Raw genomic sequence first — 25,871 nt, 5'->3', positions numbered from 1 at the left:
AAAGATATAAAAAAATAGATATTTTTCAAAATGTGTTTTTTCCTTAAAATTCAGTAGTTTAGTAAGCCTAAAACCATATAAATGGACTGGACAAATTATCTCATAATCTTTATTTGCGTTGTTGCAGCAGTTAGTTTGTTTCTGTATTTCTTTCAAGAAAGGTTTTTATTTCATCCAGAAAAATTACCAAAAGATTTTCAGTTTCAGTACGAAAATCAAGAAGTTAAAGAATATAATTTAAAAATTAAAGACGGAGTTACCATAAACGGATTGCATTTTAAAGCAGAAAACTCTAAAGGATTGGTTTATTATTTAAAAGGCAATTCTAAAAGCATTAAAGGTTGGGGTAAATTTGCAGTAGATTTTACTTTACATAATTATGATGTAATTATGATTGATTATCGTGGTTTTGGAAAAAGTACAGGAAAAATGAGTCAAGAAAGTATGAAGCAAGATGCTTTATATGTTTATGACAAATTAAAAGAAGTGGTTAAAGAAGAGAATATTATTGTTTATGGACGTTCTTTAGGCACAGGTTTGGCAACCAAAGTGGCTTCTATGAATAACCCTAAAATGTTGGTGTTGGCTTGCCCATATTTTAGTATGAAAAAAAATGTAAAAAGATACCTGCCTTTTGTTCCTTTAGGTTTGGTAATGCGTTATTCTATGCCAACTTATAAATGGATTAAATATGTAAAATGTCCTATTAAAATTATTCATGGTACAAATGATAAGGTTATTAAATTTGCATCTAGTATTCGGCTTTCAAAAATGAAGCCAAATCTTACAAAGTTATTTCCAATAATTGGTGGAGGCCATAAAGATTTACATAATTTTGAAAGTTACCACAAAGCGTTAAGAGAAATATTAACTTCAGATAAAGAAATGGAAATAAACAGAGAGAAAACGAGTATCGATTTTATAAGAACAAAGAAAAGTAACAAAAAGTGATTAAGAGAATTTTAGCGTCTGTTAGTTTTTTGTTGATAGTTGGAATGGTATTTTTTTACTTCTTTCAAGAAAAATTCATTTTTATCAATTGGAAAAAATTAGACAGAAATTATCAATATGATTTTTCAAACCAATTTGAAGAAGTTTTTATAAAAACGGATGCCAATAACGAAATTAATGCACTACATTTTAAACTTCCAAACCCAAAAGGAGTTGTGCTTTTTTGTCATGGCAATAAAGGTAATTTAACACGTTGGGGAAACAGAGTTACTTATTTTTTAAAATACAATTACGAAGTTTTAGTTTTTGATTATAGAAATTACGGAAAAAGTACAGGGAACTTTGATGAAAAAGCAATGTATAATGATGGTTTAGTAGTTTATAATTATTTAAAAAAGGAATATAAAGAAACACAAATTGTGGTTTATGGCTTTTCTTTAGGAAGTACTTTTGCTACAAGAATTGCAGCTAAAAACAAACCTAAAGAACTTATTTTAGAGGCACCTTTTTACAACTTAAAAAAAGCACTACAATGTTACTCAAAATTAGCTCCAACTTTTTTGTTGAAGTATCAATTTAGGTCTGATTTAGATATTCCACAAGTAGCTTCGCCAATCACTATTTTTCACGGAAATGAAGATAAAACAACTTCTTTTAAACAATCAAAAGAACTTTTAAAGCTCAATAAAAATCAAGAAAATCAATTTGTAGAAATAGATAAAGGAACTCATCATAATATTAGATCGTTTGATAAATATCAGCAAAAGCTAAAAGAAATTTTAGAACGTTAGTTTACTCTTGCTATTATAAGTTGTATTTTTGAAGTTCAGAAAAATAGTACATGAAGCGTTTAGAAAAGATTTTAAAGAAGAAGAAATACATTAAGATTAAATTAAAGAAAATAGCAACAAATCATTTAGAGTTAAAAGCGACAATAAATGATGTAAAAGGACGCTTTATCTTAGATACTGGAGCCTCAAATTCTTGTGTAAGTTTAGATTTAATTGCACATTTTAATTTAGATGCACAAGAAAGTGAAACAAAGGCTGCAGGTGCAGGAGCAACAGATATGGAAACCCAGCAATCTGAAAATAATTCCTTAAAAATAGGTGATTGGAAAACAAAAAAATGTCATTTAGTGTTGTTTGATTTATCACATGTAAATACTGCGTTAACGCAACACAATGCTAAAGAAGTACATGGCATAATTGGTGCAGATATTTTACAAAAAGGAAAAGCATTTATAGACTATAATAAATACGTTTTGTATTTAAAGAAAACTAAGAAATAATTAATTTAAAATATTAAAGAATGAGTTTGCAAAAACAAGTAATGGATAAAATGAAAGAAGCTATGAAAGCAAAAGATACAGTTGCTTTACAAGCTTTAAGGGCTGTAAAATCTGCATTTTTATTAGCAAAAACAGAGACTGGTGTTCAGGCTGAATTAACTGAAGATCAAGAAATTAAAATCATCCAAAAGCAAGTAAAACAAAGAAAAGATAGTGCAGCAATTTTTGTAAAACAAGATAGACCAGATTTGGCTGAACCAGAATTAGCAGAAGTTGCAATTTTAGAACAATTTTTGCCAGAGGCATTGTCTGAAGAAGAAATTGAAAAAGTTGTGGTAGCAACTATTCAAAAAGTTGGGGCTTCAGGTATGAAAGATATGGGTAAAGTAATGGGAATCGTTTCTAAAGAATTGGCAGGACAAGCAGATGGAAAGACAATTTCTATGTTGGTAAAAAAGCACTTGGTGTAATTTTTTAATAAATTTAATAGTATAAATACTGTCTATTGTTTTTGAAAGCAGTGACTGCATACTAAAAAAAGGGCTCCATAGTTCAACTGAATAGAATATCAGATTTCGGCTCTGAGGGTTGCAGGTTTGAATCCTGCTGGAGTCACAAACGGATGAAAATAGATTGAGAGAAATTGAGTTTACTCGATTTTTTTAATCTATTTTTATTTTTAAAACATAATTTTGTCTGGATAATCTTCAATAATCCTGCTAAAATCACTATAAAATATAACTCAAGATAAAGATATACTTCTTTGTCATTGAGTTTTTTTAACTTCTATTAAAACGTACAGATATTATTTTTTAAGTGTGATAAAAATCATCTTTTTTAAGTATAATTTTTTCGAAATTTGATATAATTCTAAAAGAAATATCATGAAAAAAAGAACACCAATTTCAGAAATAATGACAACAGAAGTTATTACTGTAAACGTTTCTGATACTTTAGAAAAAGCAGAAAAACTATTTAAAAAAAATAAAATTAGGCATATTCCAGTGGTTCAGAATAAAAAAATATTGGGAATGTTAAGTTATACAGATATTTTAAGAATTAGTTTTGCAGATATTTCTGATGATGAAAACAATGTAGACAGTTTTGTGTATGATATGTTTAGTATAAAACAAGTTATGGCAAAAAATGTTGTAGTTGTAAAACCAGAAGATACCATAAAAGAGGTTGGTATGGTTTTATCTAAAAGAGAGTTTCATGCATTGCCAGTAGAAGCAGATGGTGAGTTAGTAGGTATTGTTACAACTACAGATCTTATTAATTTTCTAGTAGAACAATTATAGTTTTATGTTAGTTTTTTAAGAAACTGCCTGAAAAGTATTAAAATTTGTCATTTTTCGACTGTAATGGAGAAATCTTATTCATTCAAAATCAATTACATAGATTTTTCGAAAAGCCTGTCTTGGGCGAAGACGAAAGGCTCAAAATGACAGCTAAATTAACTTTTCAGACAGCCTCTTTAAAATTCTTTGCATGGAGAATGCTTTGTGTTTTTTATTGATATTCAGAAGTCAACTCATCTACAATTAAACCATCTTCCAAAGTTTGTATTACTCCTAAAGCCGCTCTTTCTCCAGAAATCATTGCAGCATTTAAAGAGCCATTTAATAATTGATCTCCAGCTAAAAATATAGTAGATTTTAACTTAGTTTCAGAGCTAGAAATTTCATATTGTAGATTGTCTAATTTGGGCAATGCTTTTTTAATTTTATAATGTTTTATAAACTTTTTTACATCTATGCCACATAATATTTTTAAATCTTCAGTAACTTTTAAAATCAAATCTAAATCTTTTAAATTATGATTTTTTACCACAGTTACAGAAAGTAAGTCCTTATTGTTTTTTGTTGATGTTTCTAAACTTGTGTGATAAAATATATTATTTATCAATGCTTTTTCATCTGCAATTAAACCAATTAAAGGTTTTTTAATAACTCTAGAATTAGTTTCAAAGTAAAGAGTATCACAACTTTTCCAAGTAGTTTCTTGGTTTTTTAAGTTAGAAATTAAAGAACTAGCTTCAGTTGCAATAATGGTAATATGGCTTTTTAAAACTTTATCGTTTTCTAAAAGAATACTATTATCTTTAACTTCTTTTACTTTAGAATTAAACTTAAAGTTAGTGTTTTTTAAATTAGATTTTAGTTGATTAGGAATTTCTTGGATTCCTTTTTTGGGTAAAACAGCCAAACCATCACCAAACATTTTATACACAAACTCAAACATTCTACTAGATGTTTCTAAATTGGGTTCTAAAAAAATTCCACTAAAAAAAGGTCTAAAAAAATTATTTATAATTGCTGATGAAAAACCAAAGTCTTGTAAATATTTTAAAGTAGTTTTTTCTTTTGTAGCAAAGATTTGAGCAACTTTCTTTTTCTTTAAAAGTGTGTTTAATTTTAAAATTTTTATTTTATCAGAAAAATTACCAGTAGCAGAAAATAAGGTTGGAAATAAGAGAGATAAGTTTCTTAAAGGATCTCCAATAACTTCCTGTTTTCCATTTTTAAAAATAGCAGCTCCAGGTAAAAATTCTTGCAATTCTAAAGCCTTATAATTTAAATATTTTTTCGCAGCTGGATAAGATGTTAACAAAACTTGAAAACCATGATCTAAAGTATAGCCTTTTTCAATGTCAGATTTTACTCTACCACCAACAGAACAAGAAGCCTCTAAAATTATTGGCTGATATCCATGATTCTCTAAAACCTGAGCAGCAATTAAACCACTAATCCCAGCTCCAATAATGTGAATTTTATATGCTGATTTTTCCATTTTTTGAGTTTTCTAAAGTTTGTTTCTTTCTTAAATAAGAGCTTAAAATTCGTTGAACATCTCTATTATCTCTTTTAGGCTCTATAAATAATTGATAATCTTCAGGAATATTTAATGTTGTATCTAGATTTTTATCAATATACCCAAAACCTAGATAAGTACCTCCTAAAATTAATGCAAAACCAACTTCATTCTTGGTTCTTCCTTTTTCTTTAATAACTAAATTTTCTGACCCAATACCAACAGATATTATGGCTGCTTTAACTCGTTTATTATAATCTACTACCTTTTCTTTATCACAACAAATACCTTTACATTCTTTTAATTGATGATGAAAACACTGCTTAACATTGGTTTGTAAGTGACAATATTTAGGACAAAGGGTAAACTCTTTGCATAATTTTTCTAAAAAAAATCTACATTCTGCCAAAGAATAAAAAGTCATTAATGGATTTGGAACTAATTTTAACTTGTTAAAAGCTAGATGAAGAATTCCTTTTTGGTCTTCATAAGAAAATAAACCAATTGCTGCATTGTTATTTTTTTGAGAGCGGTTGTATTTTGGGTATCTGTGTTTTATTTCTGAAGATTCTAACAACAAAGCCAATAACTCACTACCTGTTTCTGTAAAAGAAATCGATGCAGTTTCCATGCACATTTCTTGTTCTTTTTTCTTTTTATCGTAAAAATGACTAATAACTCTTTGCTTTATATTATTGGCTTTACCAACATAAATAATTTCTTTGGCTACATTTTTAAAATAATAAACGCCAAAAGTTTCAGGTAAATTATCTACAATTTTTTTATCTAAAAGTGGAGGTAAAGTTGCTTGTCTAGATTTTGGGTTTAAAAAGGAATTAATGGTAAAATTATCATCTCTTTCTATTAATCTTTTAAATAATTCTGTAGTTGCTTCTGCATCTCCTTTAGCTCTGTGTCTTCCATTAATAGGAATGTTTTCGTGTGTGCAAATATTACCTAAACTATAGGAATTTAAACCTGGAATTAATTTTCTTGATAAACGAACAGTACAGAGTTTTTTACGTTTAAAATCAAAACCTAAACTTTTAAATTCTGCTTGAATTATATTGTAATCAAAATTTACATTGTGAGCAACAAAAATGGTGTCTTTGGTAATTTCTGCAACCCTTTTTGCAATTTCATAAAACTTTGGTGCATTTCTAACCATGGCATTTGTAATGCCAGTTAAATTGGTAATAAAAGGCGGAATGTTTTGTTCTGGGTTTACTAGTGTAGTAAATTCATCTATAATTTTTTTTCCATCAAAAACAAAAATAGATATTTCTGTTATTTTAGAACCTTTGTATCCATTTCCTGTGGTTTCTATGTCTACAACAGTGTACAATTATCCAACAATACTTTTTAAATCTGCAATTGTTTCAGTCGGATTTTTAGCACCAAAAACATAACTTCCTGCAACTAAAACATTGGCACCAGCTTCTATTAATTGATTGGCGTTTTTATTGGTAACTCCACCATCAATTTCTATTTGGCAATCTGAGTTAGAAAATTCGATTAAATGTTTTAATTGATTTACTTTTTTGTAAGTATTTTCAATAAAAGATTGTCCACCAAAACCAGGATTTACACTCATAATACAAACCAAATCTAAATCTGCAATAATGTCTTCTAAAACTGCAATTGGTGTATGTGGGTTTAGTGCAACACCAGCTTTCATTCCTGCAGCTTTTATTGCTTGTACTGTTCTGTGTAAATGTGTACAAGCTTCATAATGTACAGTTAAAACATCAGCACCTAAATCTGCAAATGGTTGTATGTATTGGTCAGGATTTACAATCATTAAATGCACATCAATTGTTTTTTTTGCGTGCTTTGTAATTGCCTTTAAAACGGGCATTCCAAAAGAAATGTTGGGTACAAAAACACCATCCATAATATCAATATGAAACCAATCTGCTTCACTATTGTTTACCATTTCTATGTCTCTTTGTAAGTTAGCAAAGTCTGCTGCTAAAATTGAAGGTGCAATTAAATTACTCATTTTATATATTGTGTAGTTTGTGTTTTACAAAGATAGGAAGAAAGCAATACTTTTATAACAAACTATGATTTTAAAAGAGTTTAAAATTTAAACAAAAAAAATCACTAATAATTTTAGCGATTTTAAATGATATTATATTTGACTTAAGAATTATTTGCAGGTTTTTTATTTGTTATATACGAATATTACTATACGTTTTTTATCCTACTGTTAGTATTACAATTTCATTTTCGCTTTTCAATTCCAACAAACTATTTTGAATAGCCTCTATTCCTTCCATTTCGGTTTTTGCTAATTCAGGACTATCGTCTTCTGAAAACTCCTTATTAAAGGCAATTAATTCAGTTTCATTAAAATTTTCGAGTTCTAATTTATCCAAATATAATTTTTTGTGATTCAGAGTGAAAATCATAACTGAAGCATTTCGCTTTTCAGAAATCCAATTTGCAGTAGAATCAAACTCACTTGTTAATAAATCAATTCCCTTATTTTCTTGTAGATATATCAGAAGATTACCAAATATATAACCAGACCATTCAAAGTTTTTCAATTTTGATGCATTCTCATCCAAAAAGTCCCAATAATTATCTATTATGGTTTTTTTTAAAAATCCTTTTTTGATTTTTATTTCTGCTGATTCTTTCAGTGATTCAAGTTTATCAGTTATTATAATTCTAAAATCTGCTATTGCTGACATTCGTTCGTTTTAATTGTGGCTAACGTGTTTGTATATGGTTTGTTGCGTGGTTTAAGTACTAAATTTAGCAAATAAAAACGAACGCGAGAAAATTCTGAAGGAATTTTCCAAATAAGCACTTGCCAAAGCAATTAATTATACACGGTGTTAGCTTTTAGTGCTTTTTTCCGTTTTATAATTCAATTCGTTTTTGTTCATTCTTTTCTATTCAGTTGGAATTCCTATAGCCTTTATTAAAATGAATGATAAAAGTAAAAGTGATATTACAAATATGAAAGTTAATAATAGGTAAAATCCTAGTTCAAAAAAATATGAACGAGGTTTAATTTTTTGTAGATAAAACTTTGATTTCATAAATCTATAGTTGTGTAAATAACCAATAAAAAAAACATAAGTAAATAAGATGAAAATGAAAATATATCCTTTCAAATTTCCCAATGCATTTATTATTAAGGCTTTTAATTCCATAAACTTACTTAAATCTAGTTTTTAAATTAATTCAATTTTGTGAACTTGCTCAAATTCCGACATTTTTTAATTCAGGTTTGAGTGAGCAATTCCCACTTTTTTTTTCCAATTCTGATTGCGCAAACGAGTTAAAAAGTCAGACGTAATTCAATTCAGAGTATGAGTGAGCAATTCCGCGCACAATTTTTCTGATTTATCTACCTTAAAATTCTAAAAAAAAAATCAAAAAATAAAACTAGGCTTTTTTCAATCCGAAAACTTGCTCTAGCATTAAAGCTAACGTGTTTGTGTATGATTTGTGGCGTGTTTAAGCACTAAAGTTAGCAAATAAACACAGATAGAAAATCCGCGAGGATTTTCGTAAATAGGCGAGAACAAGCCATTAATTATACACGTTTTTGTGTAACGTTTTTTATATTCCATAACCTTCATTCATACACGTAATTCCATTTATCTCGGTCATTTTTTCAATTTTTTTTGTTTCAAGGTTAGCTTTCCACGCTCTTTTAATTTTGGAATAATATTCTAAATCAAAATCATTTTCAGTTCTCTCAATTATTGCTAAAATCCGAGAATCTACTTTTTCGTTATTTTGACAAATTCCGATTGACGTAAATTCGTTTTCTTTAACATTATTGATTTGTATAGTATCTAAAATTTGATATTTCTTTTTAGGTTCTCCAGTCTCAATAATTTTCTCAAGTATTATTATCCGATTATTTTGGTTCTGCATTTCAACAAAAGCATATTTCCATTTGCTATTTTCATAATTTATAACCGTTCCAGAATTTTTTTCAAAATCTTTAAAATATTCAACATCTTCAATTTTCCTAAAAACTATATCAAAAAGCGATTTTTCGGTATGTTCAGGTTCAGAAATTACCACTTCTTGTTTTTCAATCTGTAGTTTTTCAGATTTCTTTTCTTTCTTTGAGTCAGAGCAACTTAAAGTCAGAAATATCAATGTAAAGGTTAAAATTTTGTTCATTTCTCAAATGTTACACAACGTGTTATATATAAAGTTTTATTGTCGATATTCAGTAAATTAGTTGGAATATGGAAACTTTTTATAATACTGTTATCTTGTAAAGATAATTTATTTGTTGTAGTATCAAAAACGCGTTTTTTTAAATTTAATAATCTAGATATATAAAAAAACTCCCAAAAATAAATTTTGAGAGTTTTTAAATATTTTCAAACTTTTATAAGTTCGAGTGATATACCAAAAGAGGTCTAAGACCTCTAGCCTAGGTAAGTCATTAAAATTTTACTTCTAGAAGTATGTTTTAATCTTCTGATTGCTTTTTCTTTAATTTGACGAACACGCTCACGAGTTAAATCGAAAGTTTCACCAATTTCTTCTAAAGTCATTGGTTGGTGCTCTCCTAAACCAAAGTAAAGCTTTACAACATCTGCTTCTCTTGGAGTTAATGTTTCTAAGGCTCTGTTAATTTCTATTCTTAAAGATTCATGTAATAAAACACGATCAGGATTTGGAGATTCTCCAGAGTTTAATACATCGTATAAATTAGAATCTTCACCTTCAATTAAAGGAGCATCCATAGATACATGACGTCCAGAATTTTTCATAGATTCTTTTACGTCATTCACAGTCATATCTAATTTCTTAGCAATTTCTTCTGCACTTGGTGGGCGCTCATTTTCTTGCTCTAAGAAAGCGTACATTTTATTGATTTTATTAATAGAACCAATTTTATTCAATGGCAAACGTACAATACGAGATTGTTCTGCTAAAGCTTGTAAGATAGATTGACGAATCCACCATACAGCATAAGATATAAATTTAAAACCTCTAGTTTCATCAAAACGTTTTGCTGCTTTAATTAAACCTAAGTTTCCTTCGTTAATTAGGTCTGGTAAAGTTAATCCTTGATTTTGATACTGTTTTGCAACGGATACAACAAATCTTAAATTGGCTTTCGTTAATTTTTCTAATGCTCTTTGATCGCCCGCTTTTATAAGCTGCGCTAATTCTACTTCTTCATCAGCTGTAATTAAGTCTACTTTTCCAATTTCTTGTAAGTATTTGTCTAACGATGCAGTTTCTCTGTTAGTAACCTGCTTTGTAATTTTAAGTTGTCTCATCTAATTCTATGTGAATTTTAAAGGATTAATGTATTGCTACATTTAATTATACGTAAGAATGTATGTTAATGTTACAAAAAGTTTTATTTTTTTTAAAAGTGATTTTTTTACCACTCATCGATTTAAAATAACAACTAAACTTTTTTTTTAATTTATGTGTGACTTATCAAGTTAATTTGTGTCAAAACAATAACTGAATTGAAAACAATTGATGTTAAAACTATAAGCGACGAAGATTTAGTCTTTAAAATAGTAGCCACAAATAATACCCATTTGTTTGCTGTTTTATACGACCGATTTTCTAAAGTTGTTTACAACAAGTGCTATGGTTTTTCTAAAAGTAAGGAAGAAGCAGAAGATTTAACACATGATGTTTTTATCAGGTTATTTGTAAAATTAAAAACCTTTAAAGGTAACTCTAAGTTTTCTACTTGGTTGTATTCTTTTACCTATAATTTCTGTGTAAATTATGTACAAAGAAACGCACACAAAAAGAAAGAAAAAGTTACGGTTGTTACAGATAATATAAAAGATGATGATCTTTTGCAAGAGATTGATGATGCTACTCTTTTTGAGTTAAAATCAGAAAAATTAGCAAAAGCATTATCTTTAATTGAACCAGCAGACAAGATGATTCTTTTAATGAAATATCAAGATGATATGAGTATTAAAGAGATTCAGCAAGTTTTAGAAGTTGGTGAAAGTGCTGTTAAAATGCGAATTAAAAGAGCCAAACAGAAAGTTGTAAGAACCTATGAAGAGTTATAATTATGAGCAATCCCTTTAAGAGAATTATACACCATCACAAAGTTCCTGATGTTCTCAAAAAAAAAGTGTTAAGCGATATTGGTATGATTAAACTTACCTTAGATGTTGCTGATTTGTTTTTAGTAAAATATCCAAACACTATTGGAGATATTTTTGGGAGTAAAAATAATTCGAAAAACAAAAACTAAAAATGACCACCAAACTACAATTACTTAAGCTACAAACTGATTTAGATTTTAGTTTTTTACAAAATTTATGGACTAATTTTGTAGACTTTTTACCACAATTATTAAAAGGTGTTGCCTTTTTAATAATTGGTTGGTTACTTATAAAATTTATCTTATTCTTGGTAAAAAAAGCATTGGGATTTACCAATATAGATAGTTTACCAGAAAAATTAAATGTTGATGAAATTTTTGGAGAATCATCAGTAAAAATTCAACCAACAAAAATTATTATCACTGCAATTAAATGGGTGTTAATTTTAATTTTTATTATTGTTGGGTCTGAATTATTAGGACTGAGAATGGTTTCTGAGCAACTAAGTAATTTAATTGCTTATCTACCAAAATTAGTTAGCGCACTTGTAATTTTTGCAGTTGGTATATATGTTGCTAACATGGTTAAAAAAGCCTTAACTTCTATGTTTAAATCTTTAGAATTAACAGGAGGTAATTTAGTTGGAAATATCGCTTTTTATATAATTGCAATTATTGTTATAGTAACAGCTTTAAATCAAGCAGGAATAAATACAGATTTAATTACCAATAATTTATCAATTATTTTGGGTGCTATTTTAGCATCATTTACCATTGCTTTCGGCTTAGGCTCAAGAGATGTAATTCAAAGACTATTATTTGGTTATTATTCTAGAAAGAATTTACAAATAGGAAAAACAATCAAAATAGATTCTATTATTGGTACAATAGAATCTATTGATAATATATGTTTAATTTTAAGAACAGAAAAAGGTAGGTTTGTCTTACCAATAAAAAATATTGCAGATTCTACAATAGAAATAATTAATTAAAATAAAAATTATTTGATAATGAGTTGGGGGACAAATTATCAATGGTGATGTATTTCACAAAAAGAAAGAGACCATGAAAATGGTCTCTTTTAATTTACAATACTTTTATAAAAAATTTCTTGTGTTTTTTTAAACTATAATTCCTGCAAAACAGAAAACTAACTAAATGCTTTAAAATAAACCATTTATTTGAGCATCTATCCTATCTATAATATAACCTAAATCTTCTTGGTTGGCAACAAAATCTAAATTATCAACATCAATAATTAATAATTTACCTTTTGTGTAAGTAGATATCCAAGCTTCATAACGTTCATTTAATCTGCTTAAATAATCTATACTTATAGAGTTTTCGTAATCTCTACCTCTTTTATGAATTTGTCCTACTAAAGTAGATATGTCTGCACGTAAATAAATTAATAAATCTGGAGGTGTTACTAAGTTTTCCATCAGCTCAAATAAAGAACTATAATTGCTATAATCTCTATTCGTCATTAAACCCATTGCATGTAAGTTTGGTGCAAAAATGTGCGCATCTTCATAAATGGTTCTATCTTGAATAATGTTTTTTCCAGATTCTCTTAATTCTAAAATTTGACGAAAACGACTGTTTAAAAAATAGACTTGTAAATTAAAAGACCAACGTTCCATTTCTGTGTAAAAATCATCTAAATAAGGATTCTCATCAACAGACTCAAAATGCGGTTTCCATTTGTAATGTTTAGCTAATAACTTGGTTAGTGTGGTTTTACCAGCACCAATATTTCCTGCAATTGCAACGTGCATATTTTAATTTTAAAAAGATTAAATGGGATGCTAAAGGTAATAAAAAAAGTAGAACAGAAAGTAGGTTAACAAATCAATTTATAACCAAAACCACGAATATTTATGATTTGAATAGTATTGTCTTTATTTAGTTTTTTACGTAATTTACTAATAAAAACATCCATACTTCTTGCATTAAAAAAATCGTCATTTCCCCAAAGTTTATTTAAAATAAAGGTTCTATCTAAAATTTGATTTTTCTTCTCATAAAGATGATACAGTAATTGAGATTCTCTGTGTGTTAACTGTTGGGTTTGTTCAGAAAATATTAAGATTTGTTTGGTTTGATTAAAAGAATATGCACCTATTTTAATGTTTTCTAAATTTGGTTTTATTTGGATTCTATTTAACAAAGATTTAATTCTTACAATTAACTCTTCCATAGAAAAGGGCTTCTTTAAATAATCATTTCCTCCATGACTAAATCCTTCTAAAACATCACTTGTTTGAGATTTTGCTGTTAAAAAAATAATAGGGATTGCTTTATTTTCTTGACGTATTTCTTTAGCTAAAGTAAATCCATCTTTTATAGGCATCATTACATCTAAAACTAAAATATCTGGCTGTTGTTTTTGATATATTTCAAAAGCTTCTTGTCCGTTTTTTGCCAAGAAAACAATAAAATCTCTAGATTCTAAGCTTTCTTTCACAATCATTCCTAAGCTAGCTTCATCTTCTGCTAAAAGTACTTTTGTTTTAGACATTTGGTAAATTTATTTTAAAAATGGTGCTATTTTTAGTTGATGATAAAACGATGTTTCCTAAATGCTTTTCAATAATTTTTTTGCAATAATACAAACCAATTCCAAAACCTTTTACGTTGTGTGTGTTTCCTTTAGGTACTCTATAAAACTTATCAAAAATCTTTTCTTGTTGATTTTTTTCAATGCCATTACCATTATCAGCAACAGAAATTTCTACAGAATTTAGGATAGCATTTATGTTTACTTCGATAATGTTTCCTCCATATTTTATAGCATTATCAACTAAATTAGAAATACAGTTTTCAAAATGGAAAACATCTACATTTAAATATATTGGTTTTTGATTTGATGAAAAATGAATCTTTATATCAGATTTAAATACTTGATGTTTTTGTACAATTTTTTCTATAATTTCAACAACATCAACTTTTTCTTTTTTAAGAATAAGTTGCTCGCTATCTAAAGTGGCAGTTTCTAACAACTTTTCTACCATTTGATGTAGTTTTTTTAACTGAACAGAAGACATAGATAAGTATTTTTTGGTCTTTTCTTTATTGTCTAAAACATTAAAATTTTCGATAGCTTCTATAGCAGTAGAAACAGTAGCAATTGGTGTTTTAAATTCGTGAGTAATATTGCTAATCAAATCATTTTTTATGGTAGCTAATTCTTTTTGCTGATTTATGATTTTAAGCATGTAAAACAAGCTAGATATTACTGCTAGTGATAAAAATAAAGATAACAATATTCCTGTAAAACTTCTTTTTAAAGCCTCAAAATTTGGGTTGCTGTATTGTAATTCGAAAACTTCTCCATCTTTTACAAAAGTAGATTTAGATTTTATGGTAGAAAAATCTACAGTTAATAGTGTATCTTTTGTTTGGTGAAAAAGAGTGTCTTTTTTAAAATGTAAAAAACTTGTTTTTAAATCTATTTTTTTCTGATTCAGTTGGTTTTCTATTAGAGAATCTATTTTTTTATAATTTACAGATTGGTCTAAAAATGAGATAAAAATTGGTTTTAAATTACGAACTAGTTTTAAACTATCTGCTGCTTTTTTTCCTGTAAAGAATTTAACTTCTTTAATAGACCCATCAGCATTTAATGTAACTCCTTTTTTCTTACTTGTAAATTGAGTGAGAACTTTTCTTTTATGATGATTAGTATCGTTCTTTAAATTAAACTTTGTCACAAATTCTTTGGTAGAATTCATCATAGAGTCTATTTTTTCTTGTGACATTTTCTCATCAGAAGAAATGGTAAGATTACTAATTGTAATTTTTGGTTTTTTGATGGTACTACTATCTTTCTTTAAGTTTTTAAAAATTTTAGCGAATGCTTTTTTTCTTGATGAATTATTTTTTGTTTTAAACTCATTATCAATAATTGTTATAAAATTACTTTTTGCTAAAGAAGAATAATATTCTTCTACAGCATTGTCTAAACTTAATTGAACATCATTAGCTACTTGCCTTTTATTTTCTTCATAATTTTTATAATTCCAATAAAACTGTATACCAATTGTTGTTACAATTGTTAATGCAATTAGGTATAAAATCCATTGATGTTTTTTAGTATTCATGGTACAAATATAAGTTCTAAAAAATATAAAATTAGTCGGTTAACACACGTTAACATTCGTTAACCTTACAATACATTTTAGCTTTGCATCTTTGTGTTGTTAAATATAAAACCAAATTTTATGAAAAAAATAGTTACTTTTTTATTACTAGCTAGTTCCATTTTAAGTTATGGGCAAGAGCAAAAAACAGATGTAGTATATAATGAGGGTGATGCAACAAAAGTTACTTCATTAAAATATTCTTCAAATTCAATTCAAGAATTAGAAAGTATAAACTGGAAAAACGTTAAAAGTATTTTCGAGGTAAATAACCCCGAAGAAAATATTGAATTAAGTTTTGAATTGGACTTAAAAGAATCTAAGAATAAATTTAAAGGTTCTGTCTTAGTTTCTGGAGAAACTAAAAATATAGATTCTTTAATAATTAAATCAAAAAAAATATTAAAAGGACTTATAAAGATGTCTAAGAATTATAAAAACAATTAAAATTATGAAAACTTTTATTACAGTAATTACAGTTTTATGTACGCTTTCTCTAAGTGCTCAAAAATTTCAAGGAAAAGCGGTTTACAAAACCAGTAGAAAATCTAATTTTAAAATTGGAGGTGGAAAAAACTCGCAAATGAGTGATGAAATGGTAGAAAAGATAAAAGCTAGAATGAGTAAAATGAATCAAAAAACATTTATTTTAGACTTTAATAAATATGCATCAACCTATAAAGAAGAAGTAAAACTAAATGCCCCAAATCCAAAAGCTAATGGAGGAGTAGGCTTAAAAATTGTGTCTCTAGGAGGTTCTGGAAATGGAAGTATTTATTACAAAAACACCAAAGAAAAAAGATTTGCAAACCAAACAGAAATTCAAGGAAAACGTTTTTTAATAAAAGATTCTTTACCAAGTTTTGAGTGGGAATTATCTTCTGAAACAAAAAACATTGGTATGTATACGTGTTACAAAGCTACTTATACAAAGGAGGTAGAAAGTAAAAACATTTCTTTTAAAGATGGAGAAACTGTAGAGGATAAACAAACAAAAACTGTAGTAACCACAGCTTGGTATACACCACAAATACCAGTAAGTAATGGGCCTAAGAATTACCAAGGTTTACCAGGTTTAATTTTAGAAATTAATGATGGTACAAACACAATTGTATGTACAGAAATAGTTTTAAACAAGTCAGAATCTAAGAAAATTGAAGAGCCTAAAAAAGGAAAAGTTGTATCTCAAAAAGAATTTACAAAAATTCAAAAGAAGAAAACTGAAGAAATGATGGAGAGGTTTAAGAGCAGAAAAGGAGTAGATATTGGAAATGGAGTAAATATAAAAATAGGAGGCTAACCATAAAATCCATTTTTTTTGTTTAATTTTTTTATTACAAGATTAAACTTTTAAGTTTTTTTTAAGTCTAACAAGAAGTATTTAAGATTACTTTTGAAAAAATTAAAACAAAAAAATATGAAATCAGTATTTACTCTTTTAGTATCATTATTTACAGTTGTTACTTTTGCTCAAAAAAGTTTTCAAGGTAAAGCTACTTACATGTCTAAAACTACAATAGATATGAGTAGGTTTGGAAATAAAATGTCTGAGCAGCAGAAAAAACAAATGATGGCTCGTTTTAAAAATTTTTTAGAAAAAACGTACACATTAAGCTTTAACAAAACAGAATCATCTTTTAAAGAAGATGTAAAATTAGATGCACCTGGTGCTTCTTCAGGAAGAAGTTGGGGTAGAAGTAATGGGCAAGGTTCTATTTACAAAAACCTTAAAACTAGAAAAATGATAGAAGATACTGAGCAGTTTAGTAAGCGTTTTCTAATTAAAGAAGATATGGAGCAACCTAAATGGCAATTAGGTACAGAAACTAAAAAAGTGGGGCAGTTTACTTGTTACAAAGCTACTTATGTTAAAATTGATAAATCTATAGATTGGGGAAGTATTTTTAGTAGAAGAGGTAGTAAAAAGAAAGATTCTACATCTACAGATGATAAAAAGAAAGAAGTAAAAACATTAATAGTTACTGCATGGTATACACCTCAAATACCAGTTAGTGCAGGGCCTGCAGATTATTGGGGTTTGCCTGGTCTAATCTTAGAGTTAAATGCAGGTAGAACAACAATGTTATGCACAGAAGTAGCTATAAATACAGATGAAGTCATAGAAATAAAAGAACCAAAAAAGGGAGAAGAAGTTACTAGAGAAGAATTTAACGAAATTATGAAGGTAAAATCTCAAGAACTTAGAGAACGTTTCCAAAATAGAAGAAGAGGAAGTGGAAGAAGATTCTAACACAAAACCCTAATCCAACTAAATCAAATAAAATACAATGAAAAAACTTTTACTATTAGCCATTTTTTTAATGGCAGGAGCTACTACTGCTCAAATTAAATTTACAGGAGTAGTTAAAGACTCTATTGGAGTTCCTTTAGAAATGGCTAATGTTATTGCTGTAGATAATGAAGCAAAAACAATTGCTTCTTATGGTTTTTCTGATGCAAAGGGTAATTATAAATTAGATTTAAAAGCCAATAAAGAATATAATGTTAAAATAAGCTACATTGGTTTTAAAACCATTAGTGAAACTATAAAGACTGGTACTAAAGATATTGTAAAAAACTTTACAATGCTAGAAGATAACCAGTTAGAAGGTATAGAAATTGTTTCTAAAATGCCTGTAGTTATTAAAGGAGATACCATTATTTACAATGCAGATTCTTTCCAAAACGGAACAGAAAGAAAGTTAGAAGATATTGTAAAGAAATTACCAGGTGTAGAAATTAACGATGCTGGCCAAATAGAAGTAGAAGGTAAGGTTGTAGAAAAAATTACCATTGATGGGAAAGATTTTTTTAGCGGAGATACAAAATTAGCTTTAAAAAATATACCCTCTAATGCTGTAGATAAAATTCAAGTATTAAGAAATTTTGGAGAGGTAAACCAATTAAGAGGTGTTCAGAATAACCAAGATAGAGTTGCTATGAATATTAAGTTAAAAGAAGGAAAAAAGAATTTTTGGTTTGGAGATATTACTGCAGGAGCTGGAAACTCTACAACAGGAGGTTTGTATCTTTTTCAACCCAAACTATTTTATTACACACCTAAATATACCTTAAATGTTATTGGAGATATTAATAATTTAGGAGATGTAGTATTAAGTAGAAGAGATTTAAGAAGTTTTGGAGGTGGATTTAGAAGTCAAAGCCCTTCTAATGGAACAAATATAAACATTGCAGATGCAGGAATTGGGTTTTTAAATGTGGGAGCAAGAAATGCCAACAGAATAGAAACAAAATTAACTGCCTTAAATTTTAGTTACTCACCTAACAAAAAATTAGATTTATCTGCCTTTTTAATTTGGTCTGGTAATGATAATGGACAAAGAAATATAAACACGATAGACTATGTAGACCCAAGTACACCAGACGATTTTGTAGATAATACTACAAACCAAACCAGTAACACAGGTTTATTTAGATTTAGTACTATTTACAAAAAAGATTTTAACAATCAATTAAACTATAATATAGCAGGTCGTTTTTCTAACGAATTTAAAAACGAGGCTGTGAACTCTCGAGTATTAAGTGATATTTCTGAGAGAGAAAGAGCCACACCTTTTACTATAAATCAAGATTTGAGTTATTTTTATACAGCAAGTGAAAATAGTATTTTTGCTTTAGAGGTAAAACATTTATTGCAAGATGAAGATCCTTTTTATGTAGCTTCTTTAGAAAATGATCCTAATAATAATAACCCAACAGACAATCCTGCTTTAGAACAATTTGAAGATGGTTTTGATGATGCAGCAAAAACATTAGGTTTAGATAGAACCAATTTGTTTTACAATTTAGAGCAAGACAGACGTGTAAAAACCAATCAATTAGATGCTAAGTTAGATTACTATTATATTTTAAATGCGAAAAGTAATTTAAATTTTGTGGCTGGAACTATTGTAAGTAACCAGAATTTTGATTCAAGGTTTTTTCAGATTTTAGATAATGGTTCAGAATTTAATCCTAGCCCAACAATTCCTGGAATTAACGATCCACAAATTACAAATGATACAGAATATAATTTTACAGATATTTATGGTGGATTAAGATATCGTTTAAAATCTGGTATTTTTACTTTTATGCCAGGGTTTACTCTGCATGCTTATAACTCTAACAATACACAATATGGTACAGAAACTTTTAAAGATACATTTACAGAGTTTTTACCAGAATTTGAACTTATTGCACAGTTTAAAAGAAGCGAAAGTTTACAATTCAACTACAGGAAACAAGTAAGTTTTACAGATGTAAATCAAATAGCAAGAGGTATTGTTGCTAATAATTACAATTCTTTCTTTGCTGGAAATGCATCATTAATAAACGCTACTTTTCATAATTTAAGTTTAAGATATTCTAGTTTTAACTTGTTTAATAACAGCAACTTATTTACCAGATTAAACTATAGAAAAACAGCTAATCAAGTCAATAGAAATACAATTTTGCAACCACAGTCTGTAGTTTTTACTGCAACAAGTTTAAACTCACCTTTAGATAACGAAAGTTTTAGTGCTGTTTTATTTGCTGGAAAATCTATAAAAAAGTTTAGATTGGGTATAGGTGGTAATTTTAATTATAACAAAACATATCAGTTTATCAATTCTAATGCAAATACAAATAAAAGTATTGTTAGAGGGTTCAATACCAGATTTGGAACTAACTTTACAAAAGCACCAAACGTAAGTTTACGTTATAATGTTTCTTTTGTAAATCAAGATAACAGTGCAAGGTCGCAGGTTATAAAATCTGTAACACACAGACCTTCTATAAATTTTGACGCTTATGTTTGGAACTCTTTAACAGTAACTTCAGATTTTGCTTATAACGAAGTAAGACAAGGAGGGGCTAAACAAAGTTCTTTTAATATTTGGAATGCAAAATTGGCTTATAGAAAAAATAGAGATGCAAAATGGGAATATGAATTGGTAGGAAATAATTTATTAGGAACAAACTCAGAAACGAGTGTAAAAGATGGGTTATTGTCTTTTACGATTAATGAAAGATTTATTTTACCAAGATTTGTAAGTTTAAGAGTTAGATATCAATTGTAATTATACACTACATATTTTTATAAAGAAGCAGTTTAAGAAGTGTTTAAGTTGTTATTACGACCTTGTGGAGAAATCTTGATTTTTGAGATTAGTAATAAAAATTTTTTCACAAAATTGAAACGATTTCCAAATGTGGTTTTAGATAGCTTTTTTATTTAAACTAAATATCGATTCATTTCGTTATCATTTCAAATCCGATTACATTTGTAATTATGTCTATTAAAGTAACTACAGTCTCAAAAACGTATGCTTCTCAAAAAGCACTAAATGAAGTCTCTTTTTCTGCTGATAAAGGACAGATTATAGGTTTTTTAGGTCCAAATGGAGCAGGGAAATCGACCATGATGAAAATCTTAACGGGTTTTATAAAACCCAATGAAGGTGAAGTTTTTGTAGATGAAATAGATGTGTTACAAAATCCATTAGAAGCACAAAAAACAATTGGTTATTTACCAGAACACAATCCTTTATATGCAGATATGTATGTGCGAGAATATTTGCAGTTCCAGACGAGTATTTTTAAAGTTGATAAAAGCCAAATAGAAACTTGTATAGAAAAAGTAGGTTTATCTGCAGAAGCTCATAAAAAAATACATCAACTTTCTAAAGGATATCAACAAAGAGTTGGTTTGGCTGCTGCTATTTTGCATAATCCAAAAGTTTTAATTTTAGATGAACCAACTACAGGTTTAGACCCAAATCAATTGGTAGAAATTAGAGAACTAATCAAAGCATTAGGAAAAGACAAGACAGTGTTGTTTTCTACACACATTATGCAAGAAGTAGAAGCTGTTTGCGATAGAGTTATCATCATAAAAAAAGGAGAAATTCTTGTTGATAAACCTCTTAAAGAGCTTAAAAAAGATAACTTGCAAAACATAGAAGTTACTTTTGATTCTAATATAGAAGAACAAATTATTAAAAAACTGCCAAACATAACTAATTACAAAAATAGTTACGATACTACTTGGCATATTACTTTTGAAAGTACAGAAGATATGCGTCCTGTAATTTTTGATTTTGCGCAAGAAAATGGATTAAAAATCCTTGGATTAAATACAAATACTAAAAATTTAGAAACTCTGTTTAGGGAGGTTACTAATTAAGTTTTTTTTTAATAGGTCTTTCCTTTGAAAACAGGAATCTATTTTTCTAATTCAACTTAAATTTAATCTGCTGACTTTCTAAAGTTGCTAACAACTCATTGGTAATGTGAATTTTTGTGTTTCTACTTGGTAAACTCACTTCTATTTTTTCTTTTTCGTCCCAAACTGTAAAATTTAAACTTTGTTTACCTGGAGTATTTTTTAAAATAGTTTCTAAATTTAAAATTGTTTTTGCGTTTACATCAGATAAGGGTAATTTAATAGTAATTTTTTTACATAAATTATCCATAATATCATGCAACAATTTCATTTCTGTAAACTTTAATCTTGGTTCACCAGTTACTCCTTCTTTATTGGTCCAACCTGGTTGAACTGTACAGCGAATAAACAAAAACGAGTTTAAGGTTAAGAAATGTTGCATTTTTAAATAATCTTCTCCAAAAATTCGAAATTCGTGAGTATCTGCATAATCCTCAATAGTAAACATAGCCCAACCTTTTCCAGCTTTAGACACTCTGTGTTGCACATCAGAAATAATTCCTGCAAAAGCCAAATTCATTCCCACATATTTTGCAATATCTCCTTTAAAATGTTTTAAAGCGGCATTGCAAAAAACCATTTCATTTTTAAAATCATCTAAAGGATGTGCAGAAATATAAATTCCAATAACTTCTTTCTCTTGTTTTAATAATTCCATATTTCCCCAAGTTTCACATTCAGGAATATCTGGTTCTGGAAATTGCACTGTAGATGCTTCTCCAAACATAGAAACTTGTGCAGAATTTTCGTTTTCTTGAAATTTACTTCCAAATTTCATTGCACGTTCTAAAAAAGTTACACCTTTTTCGTCTGTGGCAAAATATTGCGCTCTATGTGTATCAGAAAAAGAATCAAAACCACCTGCTTTTATCAAACTATCAAAAGATTTTTTATTAGCAGCACGTAAATCTACACGTTTTGCTAAATCAAAAATAGAGGTGTAATTTCCGTTTTCTTCTCTTTCTTTAATGATTGCTTTTACAGCAGACTCACCAACACCTTTTACAGCTGCCATTCCAAAACGAACTGCGCCTTCTTTATTTACAGAGAATTTTAAATAAGATTCGTTAATATCTGGACCTAAAACCTCTAATCCCATTCGTTTGCATTCTTCCATAAAAAACGAAACAGCTTTAATATCTTTCATGTTATTAGAAAGTACAGAAGCCATATATTCTGCAGGATAATGTGCTTTTAAATAGGCAGTTTGGTAAGCAATCCAAGCATAACAAGTAGAGTGTGATTTGTTAAAAGCATAACTAGCAAAAGCTTCCCAATCTTTCCAGATTTTTTCTAATTTTTCTGCATCATGTCCATTGGCAGCAGCTTGTTCTACAAATTTTGGTTTCATCTTATCTAAAACCGCAATTTGCTTTTTACCCATTGCTTTACGTAAAACATCGGCTTCACCTTTAGTGAAATCTGCCAACTTTTGAGAGAGTAACATTACTTGCTCTTGGTAAACTGTAATTCCGTAAGTTTCTGCCAAATACTCTTCCATGGCAGGTAAATCGTATTCAATATCTTCTGTTCCGTGTTTTCTATTGATAAAAGACGGAATATATTCCATGGGTCCAGGTCTGTATAATGCATTCATAGCAATTAAATCAGCAAAAACGGTTGGTTTTAAAGAGCGCATGTGTTTTTGCATTCCTGGAGATTCGTATTGAAAAATTCCAACTGTTTCTCCTCTTTGAAAGAGTTCGTAGGTTTTTTCATCATCCAAAGGAAAATTTTCTGGATCTAAATCTACATTATGTCTTGCTTTTACAATTTTAACGGTGTCTTTAATTAATGTCAACGTTTTTAAACCTAAAAAGTCCATTTTTAACAAACCAGCAGACTCAACTACAGAGTTGTCAAATTGGGTAACATACATATCTGAATCCTTAGCCAAAGCTACAGGAACGTAGTTTGTAATATCTCCAGGCGTAATAATTACACCACAAGCATGGATTCCAGTATTTCTTACAGAACCTTCTAAAATAGTAGCTTTGTTAATAGTTTCAGAAACCAAATCACTACCAAAAGACATCTGTCTTAACTCTTCTACAAGTTGTTTTTCTTCGGCTCTTAACCCAGCAACTTTTCCTTTGCTTTTAGCATCATCACCAAAAATATTTTTTAATTTAATTCCCGGAATTAATTTAGCAATTCTATCAGCCTCAAAAAGTGGTAAATCTAAAACTCTAGCAGTATCTCTAATAGATGATTTTGCAGCCATGGTTCCATACGTAATAATCTGTGCAACTTGATTTGCACCATATTTGTCAATTACGTAATCCATAACTCGTCCACGCCCTTCATCATCAAAATCAATATCAATATCTGGCATAGAAACCCTTTCAGGATTTAAGAAACGCTCAAAAAGTAAATCGTATTTAATTGGATCAATATTAGTAATCCACAAACAATAGGCAACTACAGATCCTGCAGCAGAACCACGTCCTGGACCTACTGCAACATCCATATTTCTGGCTTCTCTAATAAAATCTTCTACAATTAAGAAATAACCAGGATAACCTGTTTTTTCAATTACAGAAAGCTCAAAATCTAAACGTTCTTTGATAGATTCTGTGATTTCTCCATATCTTTTTTTGGCACCTTCGTAAGTTAAATGACGTAAGAAATTATTCTCTCCACGTTTTCCTCCGTCTTTTTTATCTTCTTCAGAAATGAATTCTTCTGGAATGTCAAAAGCAGGTAATAAAACGTCTCTTGCTAAGGTAAAGATTTCAATTTTATCAACAATTTCTTGAATGTTGATAATGGCTTCAGGCAAATCTGCAAATAAGGTTTTCATTTCATCCGTAGATTTAAAATAATATTCCTCATTTGGCAAACCATATCTATAGCCACGTCCTTTTCCTTTAGGTGTTGCTTGTTTTTCGCCATCTTTTACACACAATAAAATATCGTGCGCATTTGCATCTTTTTTCTCTAAATAAAAGGTGTTATTGGTAGCAACAACTTTAATGTTATGTTTCTTAGAGAATTTTAATAACGTTTCATTTACAATGGTTTCATCTTGCTGATTATGACGCATCAACTCAATATATAAATCGTCTTGAAATTGTTCTTTCCACCAAAGCAATGCTTCTTCTGCTTGTTTTTCTCCAAGATTTAGAATTTTACTTGGCACTTCTCCATATAAATTTCCTGTTAAAACTATAATATCATCACTATATTTTTTGATGATTTCTCTATCAATTCTTGGTATGTAATAAAAACCATCTACAAAAGCAATGGAAGACATTTTTGCTAAATTATGATATCCGTTTTTGTTTTTTGCCAACAAAACAACTTGATAACCATTGTCTTTTACAGATTTATTTTTATGGTCTTCGCAAACATTAAATTCGCACCCAATAATTGGTTTTATAGGGTTTTCTGCATTTTTATTATGATTTAAAATGGCACTTACAAAATGGAAAGACGCCATCATATTTGCAGTATCTGTCATTGCAATGGCTGGCATGTTGTCTTTGGCAGCAGCTTTTACAATGTTGCCAATTTGCATGGTAGATTGCAAAACAGAAAATTGTGTATGATTGTGTAAATGCGCAAATTTTACATCTTTTAATTCTGCTAAACCTTCTGATGTAGATTTGGTTTCTTCTACGTCTTTTAGTTTTTCTAGACGTTGACGAATTTTATCACTTTCTTTTTTAAGGTTGATGTGTTTTAAGCCAATTACTTGAATTGGTTTTGGGTTTGCTTCTGAGAAATTTTTGAAATAATCTTCATCTACATCTAATTCTTCTTTTGTAAATTCTCTTAAACGAATTAACTCTAAAAAACAACGTGTTGTTGCCTCTACATCTGCAGTTGCATTGTGTGCTTCTCCAAAACCAACACCAAATAAATGATTGTGCAATTCTGTTAAAGTCGGTAGTTTAAATTTTCCTCCTCGACCACCAGGAATTTGACACATTAAAGCCGTTTTTTCTGTACAAGTGTCTAAAACTGGCAGGGAAGTCAGGTTGTTTTCAACTCCTAATCTATGGAACTCACATCCCATAATATTAACATCGAACTGTAAATTTTGCCCAACAATAAATTTAGTTTTTTCTAAAGCTTTGTTAAACAATTGCAAGCCTTCTTCTAAATCAATTCCATTTTCTTCTGCTAATTCTGTAGAAACTCCATGAATTCTTTCTGCATCAAAAGGAATATTGTAGCCTTCTGGCTTTATTAAAAAGTTATTGTGTTCTAATACATTTCCCATTTCATCATGCAATTGCCAGGCAATTTGCACACACCTTGGCCAGTTGTCTGTATCCGTTATTGGAGCATTCCAACTTTTAGGTAAACCTGTGGTTTCTGTATCAAAAATTAAGTACATAGATGAGTTGTTTTCAGTAGAAAATTTAGAGAGTTAAAAATACA

Annotated in this window: 22 protein-coding genes and 1 tRNA gene; 13 read left to right on the top strand and 10 right to left on the bottom strand. The window is 28.7% G+C overall.

The genetic code is table 11. The features are described 5' to 3' along the window. Positions 1 to 81 precede the first annotated feature (81 nt). The 6 genes from ACY2RW_RS11140 to ACY2RW_RS11115 all read left to right on the top strand — a co-directional run bounded on the left by ACY2RW_RS11140 (position 82) and on the right by ACY2RW_RS11115 (position 3,543). Positions 82 to 951, top strand: coding sequence for an alpha/beta hydrolase (locus ACY2RW_RS11140; RefSeq protein ID WP_490122807.1), 870 nt, complete (start codon positions 82 to 84; stop codon positions 949 to 951). 44 nt (positions 952 to 995) lie between these two features. Continuing rightward, the gene (locus tag ACY2RW_RS11135) at positions 996 to 1,742 is read left to right on the top strand and encodes an alpha/beta hydrolase (protein WP_490122806.1); all 747 of its coding nucleotides are present in this window, start codon (positions 996 to 998) and stop codon (positions 1,740 to 1,742) included. A 50-nt stretch (positions 1,743 to 1,792) separates the two neighbouring features. Beyond that, a complete protein-coding gene (locus tag ACY2RW_RS11130) occupies positions 1,793 to 2,242 on the top strand; it encodes a retropepsin-like aspartic protease (RefSeq protein ID WP_490122805.1) in 450 nt (149 codons plus the stop codon). A gap of 20 nt (positions 2,243 to 2,262) precedes the next feature. Then, on the top strand, positions 2,263 to 2,712 hold the full coding sequence (locus ACY2RW_RS11125; RefSeq protein ID WP_490122804.1) for a GatB/YqeY domain-containing protein: 450 nt from the start codon (positions 2,263 to 2,265) through the stop codon (positions 2,710 to 2,712). A gap of 71 nt (positions 2,713 to 2,783) precedes the next feature. Beyond that, positions 2,784 to 2,857, top strand: a tRNA-Arg gene (locus tag ACY2RW_RS11120). Between the two features lie 269 nt (positions 2,858 to 3,126). Next, on the top strand, positions 3,127 to 3,543 hold the full coding sequence (locus ACY2RW_RS11115; RefSeq protein ID WP_490122803.1) for a CBS domain-containing protein: 417 nt from the start codon (positions 3,127 to 3,129) through the stop codon (positions 3,541 to 3,543). A gap of 211 nt (positions 3,544 to 3,754) precedes the next feature. On the opposite strand, the gene ACY2RW_RS11110 is transcribed toward ACY2RW_RS11115, so the two are convergent. The 6 genes from ACY2RW_RS11110 to ACY2RW_RS11085 form a co-directional block, all read right to left on the bottom strand. Then, complete coding sequence (locus ACY2RW_RS11110; RefSeq protein WP_490122802.1) at positions 3,755 to 5,035, bottom strand: FAD-dependent oxidoreductase; 1,281 nt, start codon at positions 5,033 to 5,035, stop codon at positions 3,755 to 3,757. Beyond that, positions 5,016 to 6,401: an exonuclease domain-containing protein gene (locus ACY2RW_RS11105; protein ID WP_490122801.1), complete on the bottom strand. Its 1,386-nt coding sequence runs from the start codon at positions 6,399 to 6,401 to the stop codon at positions 5,016 to 5,018. The genes ACY2RW_RS11110 and ACY2RW_RS11105 overlap by 20 nt, the downstream gene beginning before the upstream one ends. Continuing rightward, positions 6,402 to 7,058 carry a ribulose-phosphate 3-epimerase gene (gene rpe, locus ACY2RW_RS11100; RefSeq protein WP_490122800.1) on the bottom strand — a complete coding sequence of 219 codons (657 nt, stop codon included), beginning with the start codon at positions 7,056 to 7,058 and terminating at the stop codon, positions 6,402 to 6,404. Between the two features lie 199 nt (positions 7,059 to 7,257). After that, on the bottom strand, positions 7,258 to 7,755 hold the full coding sequence (locus tag ACY2RW_RS11095; protein ID WP_490122799.1) for a hypothetical protein: 498 nt from the start codon (positions 7,753 to 7,755) through the stop codon (positions 7,258 to 7,260). Between the two features lie 880 nt (positions 7,756 to 8,635). Then, positions 8,636 to 9,211 (bottom strand): hypothetical protein, encoded by a 576-nt coding sequence (locus tag ACY2RW_RS11090; RefSeq protein WP_490122798.1) that lies wholly within the window; start codon positions 9,209 to 9,211, stop codon positions 8,636 to 8,638. 254 nt (positions 9,212 to 9,465) lie between these two features. Further along, positions 9,466 to 10,329 carry a sigma-70 family RNA polymerase sigma factor gene (locus tag ACY2RW_RS11085; RefSeq protein WP_018942691.1) on the bottom strand — a complete coding sequence of 288 codons (864 nt, stop codon included), beginning with the start codon at positions 10,327 to 10,329 and terminating at the stop codon, positions 9,466 to 9,468. A 198-nt stretch (positions 10,330 to 10,527) separates the two neighbouring features. Between ACY2RW_RS11085 and ACY2RW_RS11080 the strand changes: the two genes are divergently transcribed. Together ACY2RW_RS11080 and ACY2RW_RS11075 are read left to right on the top strand one after the other, a co-directional pair. Next, the gene (locus ACY2RW_RS11080) at positions 10,528 to 11,097 is read left to right on the top strand and encodes an RNA polymerase sigma factor (RefSeq protein WP_490122797.1); all 570 of its coding nucleotides are present in this window, start codon (positions 10,528 to 10,530) and stop codon (positions 11,095 to 11,097) included. A 190-nt stretch (positions 11,098 to 11,287) separates the two neighbouring features. Then, positions 11,288 to 12,127 (top strand): mechanosensitive ion channel family protein, encoded by an 840-nt coding sequence (locus ACY2RW_RS11075; protein ID WP_490122796.1) that lies wholly within the window; start codon positions 11,288 to 11,290, stop codon positions 12,125 to 12,127. A 171-nt stretch (positions 12,128 to 12,298) separates the two neighbouring features. Here the strand turns inward: ACY2RW_RS11075 and ACY2RW_RS11070 are convergent, their stop codons facing one another. The 3 genes from ACY2RW_RS11070 to ACY2RW_RS11060 form a co-directional block, all read right to left on the bottom strand. Further along, the gene (locus ACY2RW_RS11070; protein ID WP_490122795.1) at positions 12,299 to 12,913 is read right to left on the bottom strand and encodes a deoxynucleoside kinase; all 615 of its coding nucleotides are present in this window, start codon (positions 12,911 to 12,913) and stop codon (positions 12,299 to 12,301) included. 65 nt (positions 12,914 to 12,978) lie between these two features. Continuing rightward, positions 12,979 to 13,656 (bottom strand): response regulator transcription factor, encoded by a 678-nt coding sequence (locus tag ACY2RW_RS11065; protein ID WP_490122794.1) that lies wholly within the window; start codon positions 13,654 to 13,656, stop codon positions 12,979 to 12,981. Further along, positions 13,649 to 15,238 carry a sensor histidine kinase gene (locus tag ACY2RW_RS11060; RefSeq protein ID WP_490122793.1) on the bottom strand — a complete coding sequence of 530 codons (1,590 nt, stop codon included), beginning with the start codon at positions 15,236 to 15,238 and terminating at the stop codon, positions 13,649 to 13,651. Before ACY2RW_RS11060 ends, ACY2RW_RS11065 begins: the two co-directional genes overlap by 8 nt. A gap of 120 nt (positions 15,239 to 15,358) precedes the next feature. Between ACY2RW_RS11060 and ACY2RW_RS11055 the strand changes: the two genes are divergently transcribed. The 5 genes from ACY2RW_RS11055 to gldA all read left to right on the top strand — a co-directional run bounded on the left by ACY2RW_RS11055 (position 15,359) and on the right by gldA (position 21,443). Continuing rightward, on the top strand, positions 15,359 to 15,724 hold the full coding sequence (locus tag ACY2RW_RS11055; protein WP_490122792.1) for a hypothetical protein: 366 nt from the start codon (positions 15,359 to 15,361) through the stop codon (positions 15,722 to 15,724). Between the two features lie 4 nt (positions 15,725 to 15,728). Continuing rightward, complete coding sequence (locus ACY2RW_RS11050) at positions 15,729 to 16,577, top strand: GLPGLI family protein (RefSeq protein ID WP_490122791.1); 849 nt, start codon at positions 15,729 to 15,731, stop codon at positions 16,575 to 16,577. Positions 16,578 to 16,694: 117 nt separating this feature from the next. Beyond that, positions 16,695 to 17,528 (top strand): GLPGLI family protein, encoded by an 834-nt coding sequence (locus tag ACY2RW_RS11045; RefSeq protein WP_490122790.1) that lies wholly within the window; start codon positions 16,695 to 16,697, stop codon positions 17,526 to 17,528. 37 nt (positions 17,529 to 17,565) lie between these two features. Next, the gene (locus tag ACY2RW_RS11040) at positions 17,566 to 20,337 is read left to right on the top strand and encodes a carboxypeptidase-like regulatory domain-containing protein (RefSeq protein ID WP_490122789.1); all 2,772 of its coding nucleotides are present in this window, start codon (positions 17,566 to 17,568) and stop codon (positions 20,335 to 20,337) included. A 212-nt stretch (positions 20,338 to 20,549) separates the two neighbouring features. After that, entirely contained in the window at positions 20,550 to 21,443 is an 894-nt protein-coding gene (gldA, locus tag ACY2RW_RS11035; protein WP_490122788.1) for a gliding motility-associated ABC transporter ATP-binding subunit GldA, read from the top strand. 46 nt (positions 21,444 to 21,489) lie between these two features. On the opposite strand, the gene dnaE is transcribed toward gldA, so the two are convergent. Continuing rightward, positions 21,490 to 25,827 (bottom strand): DNA polymerase III subunit alpha, encoded by a 4,338-nt coding sequence (gene dnaE / locus ACY2RW_RS11030; protein ID WP_490122787.1) that lies wholly within the window; start codon positions 25,825 to 25,827, stop codon positions 21,490 to 21,492. Between the last annotated feature and the right edge of the window lie 44 nt (positions 25,828 to 25,871).

This window comes from Polaribacter sp. 2305UL8-11 (assembly GCF_058147165.1).
Note: the sequence above shows the minus strand (reverse complement) of the source record. Positions and strands in the feature narration are given on the sequence as shown.

Excerpts from the sequence above, each read along its gene's own strand:
- ACY2RW_RS11090 (WP_490122798.1), bottom strand. The coding sequence starts at position 9,211 with ATGAACAAAATTTTAACCTTTACATTGATATTTCTGACTTTAAGTTGC.
- ACY2RW_RS11095 (WP_490122799.1), bottom strand. The coding sequence starts at position 7,755 with ATGTCAGCAATAGCAGATTTTAGAATTATAATAACTGATAAACTTGAA.
- ACY2RW_RS11075 (WP_490122796.1), top strand. The coding sequence starts at position 11,288 with ATGACCACCAAACTACAATTACTTAAGCTACAAACTGATTTAGATTTT.
- ACY2RW_RS11085 (WP_018942691.1), bottom strand. The coding sequence starts at position 10,329 with ATGAGACAACTTAAAATTACAAAGCAGGTTACTAACAGAGAAACTGCA.
- ACY2RW_RS11110 (WP_490122802.1), bottom strand. The coding sequence starts at position 5,035 with ATGGAAAAATCAGCATATAAAATTCACATTATTGGAGCTGGGATTAGT.
- ACY2RW_RS11045 (WP_490122790.1), top strand. The coding sequence starts at position 16,695 with ATGAAATCAGTATTTACTCTTTTAGTATCATTATTTACAGTTGTTACT.
- ACY2RW_RS11065 (WP_490122794.1), bottom strand. The coding sequence starts at position 13,656 with ATGTCTAAAACAAAAGTACTTTTAGCAGAAGATGAAGCTAGCTTAGGA.
- gldA (WP_490122788.1), top strand. The coding sequence starts at position 20,550 with ATGTCTATTAAAGTAACTACAGTCTCAAAAACGTATGCTTCTCAAAAA.
- ACY2RW_RS11130 (WP_490122805.1), top strand. The coding sequence starts at position 1,793 with ATGAAGCGTTTAGAAAAGATTTTAAAGAAGAAGAAATACATTAAGATT.
- ACY2RW_RS11050 (WP_490122791.1), top strand. The coding sequence starts at position 15,729 with ATGAAAACTTTTATTACAGTAATTACAGTTTTATGTACGCTTTCTCTA.
- ACY2RW_RS11140 (WP_490122807.1), top strand. The coding sequence starts at position 82 with ATGGACTGGACAAATTATCTCATAATCTTTATTTGCGTTGTTGCAGCA.
- ACY2RW_RS11060 (WP_490122793.1), bottom strand. The coding sequence starts at position 15,238 with ATGAATACTAAAAAACATCAATGGATTTTATACCTAATTGCATTAACA.
- ACY2RW_RS11115 (WP_490122803.1), top strand. The coding sequence starts at position 3,127 with ATGAAAAAAAGAACACCAATTTCAGAAATAATGACAACAGAAGTTATT.
- dnaE (WP_490122787.1), bottom strand. The coding sequence starts at position 25,827 with ATGTACTTAATTTTTGATACAGAAACCACAGGTTTACCTAAAAGTTGG.
- ACY2RW_RS11055 (WP_490122792.1), top strand. The coding sequence starts at position 15,359 with ATGAAAAAAATAGTTACTTTTTTATTACTAGCTAGTTCCATTTTAAGT.
- rpe (WP_490122800.1), bottom strand. The coding sequence starts at position 7,058 with ATGAGTAATTTAATTGCACCTTCAATTTTAGCAGCAGACTTTGCTAAC.
- ACY2RW_RS11070 (WP_490122795.1), bottom strand. The coding sequence starts at position 12,913 with ATGCACGTTGCAATTGCAGGAAATATTGGTGCTGGTAAAACCACACTA.
- ACY2RW_RS11040 (WP_490122789.1), top strand. The coding sequence starts at position 17,566 with ATGAAAAAACTTTTACTATTAGCCATTTTTTTAATGGCAGGAGCTACT.
- ACY2RW_RS11135 (WP_490122806.1), top strand. The coding sequence starts at position 996 with ATGGTATTTTTTTACTTCTTTCAAGAAAAATTCATTTTTATCAATTGG.
- ACY2RW_RS11125 (WP_490122804.1), top strand. The coding sequence starts at position 2,263 with ATGAGTTTGCAAAAACAAGTAATGGATAAAATGAAAGAAGCTATGAAA.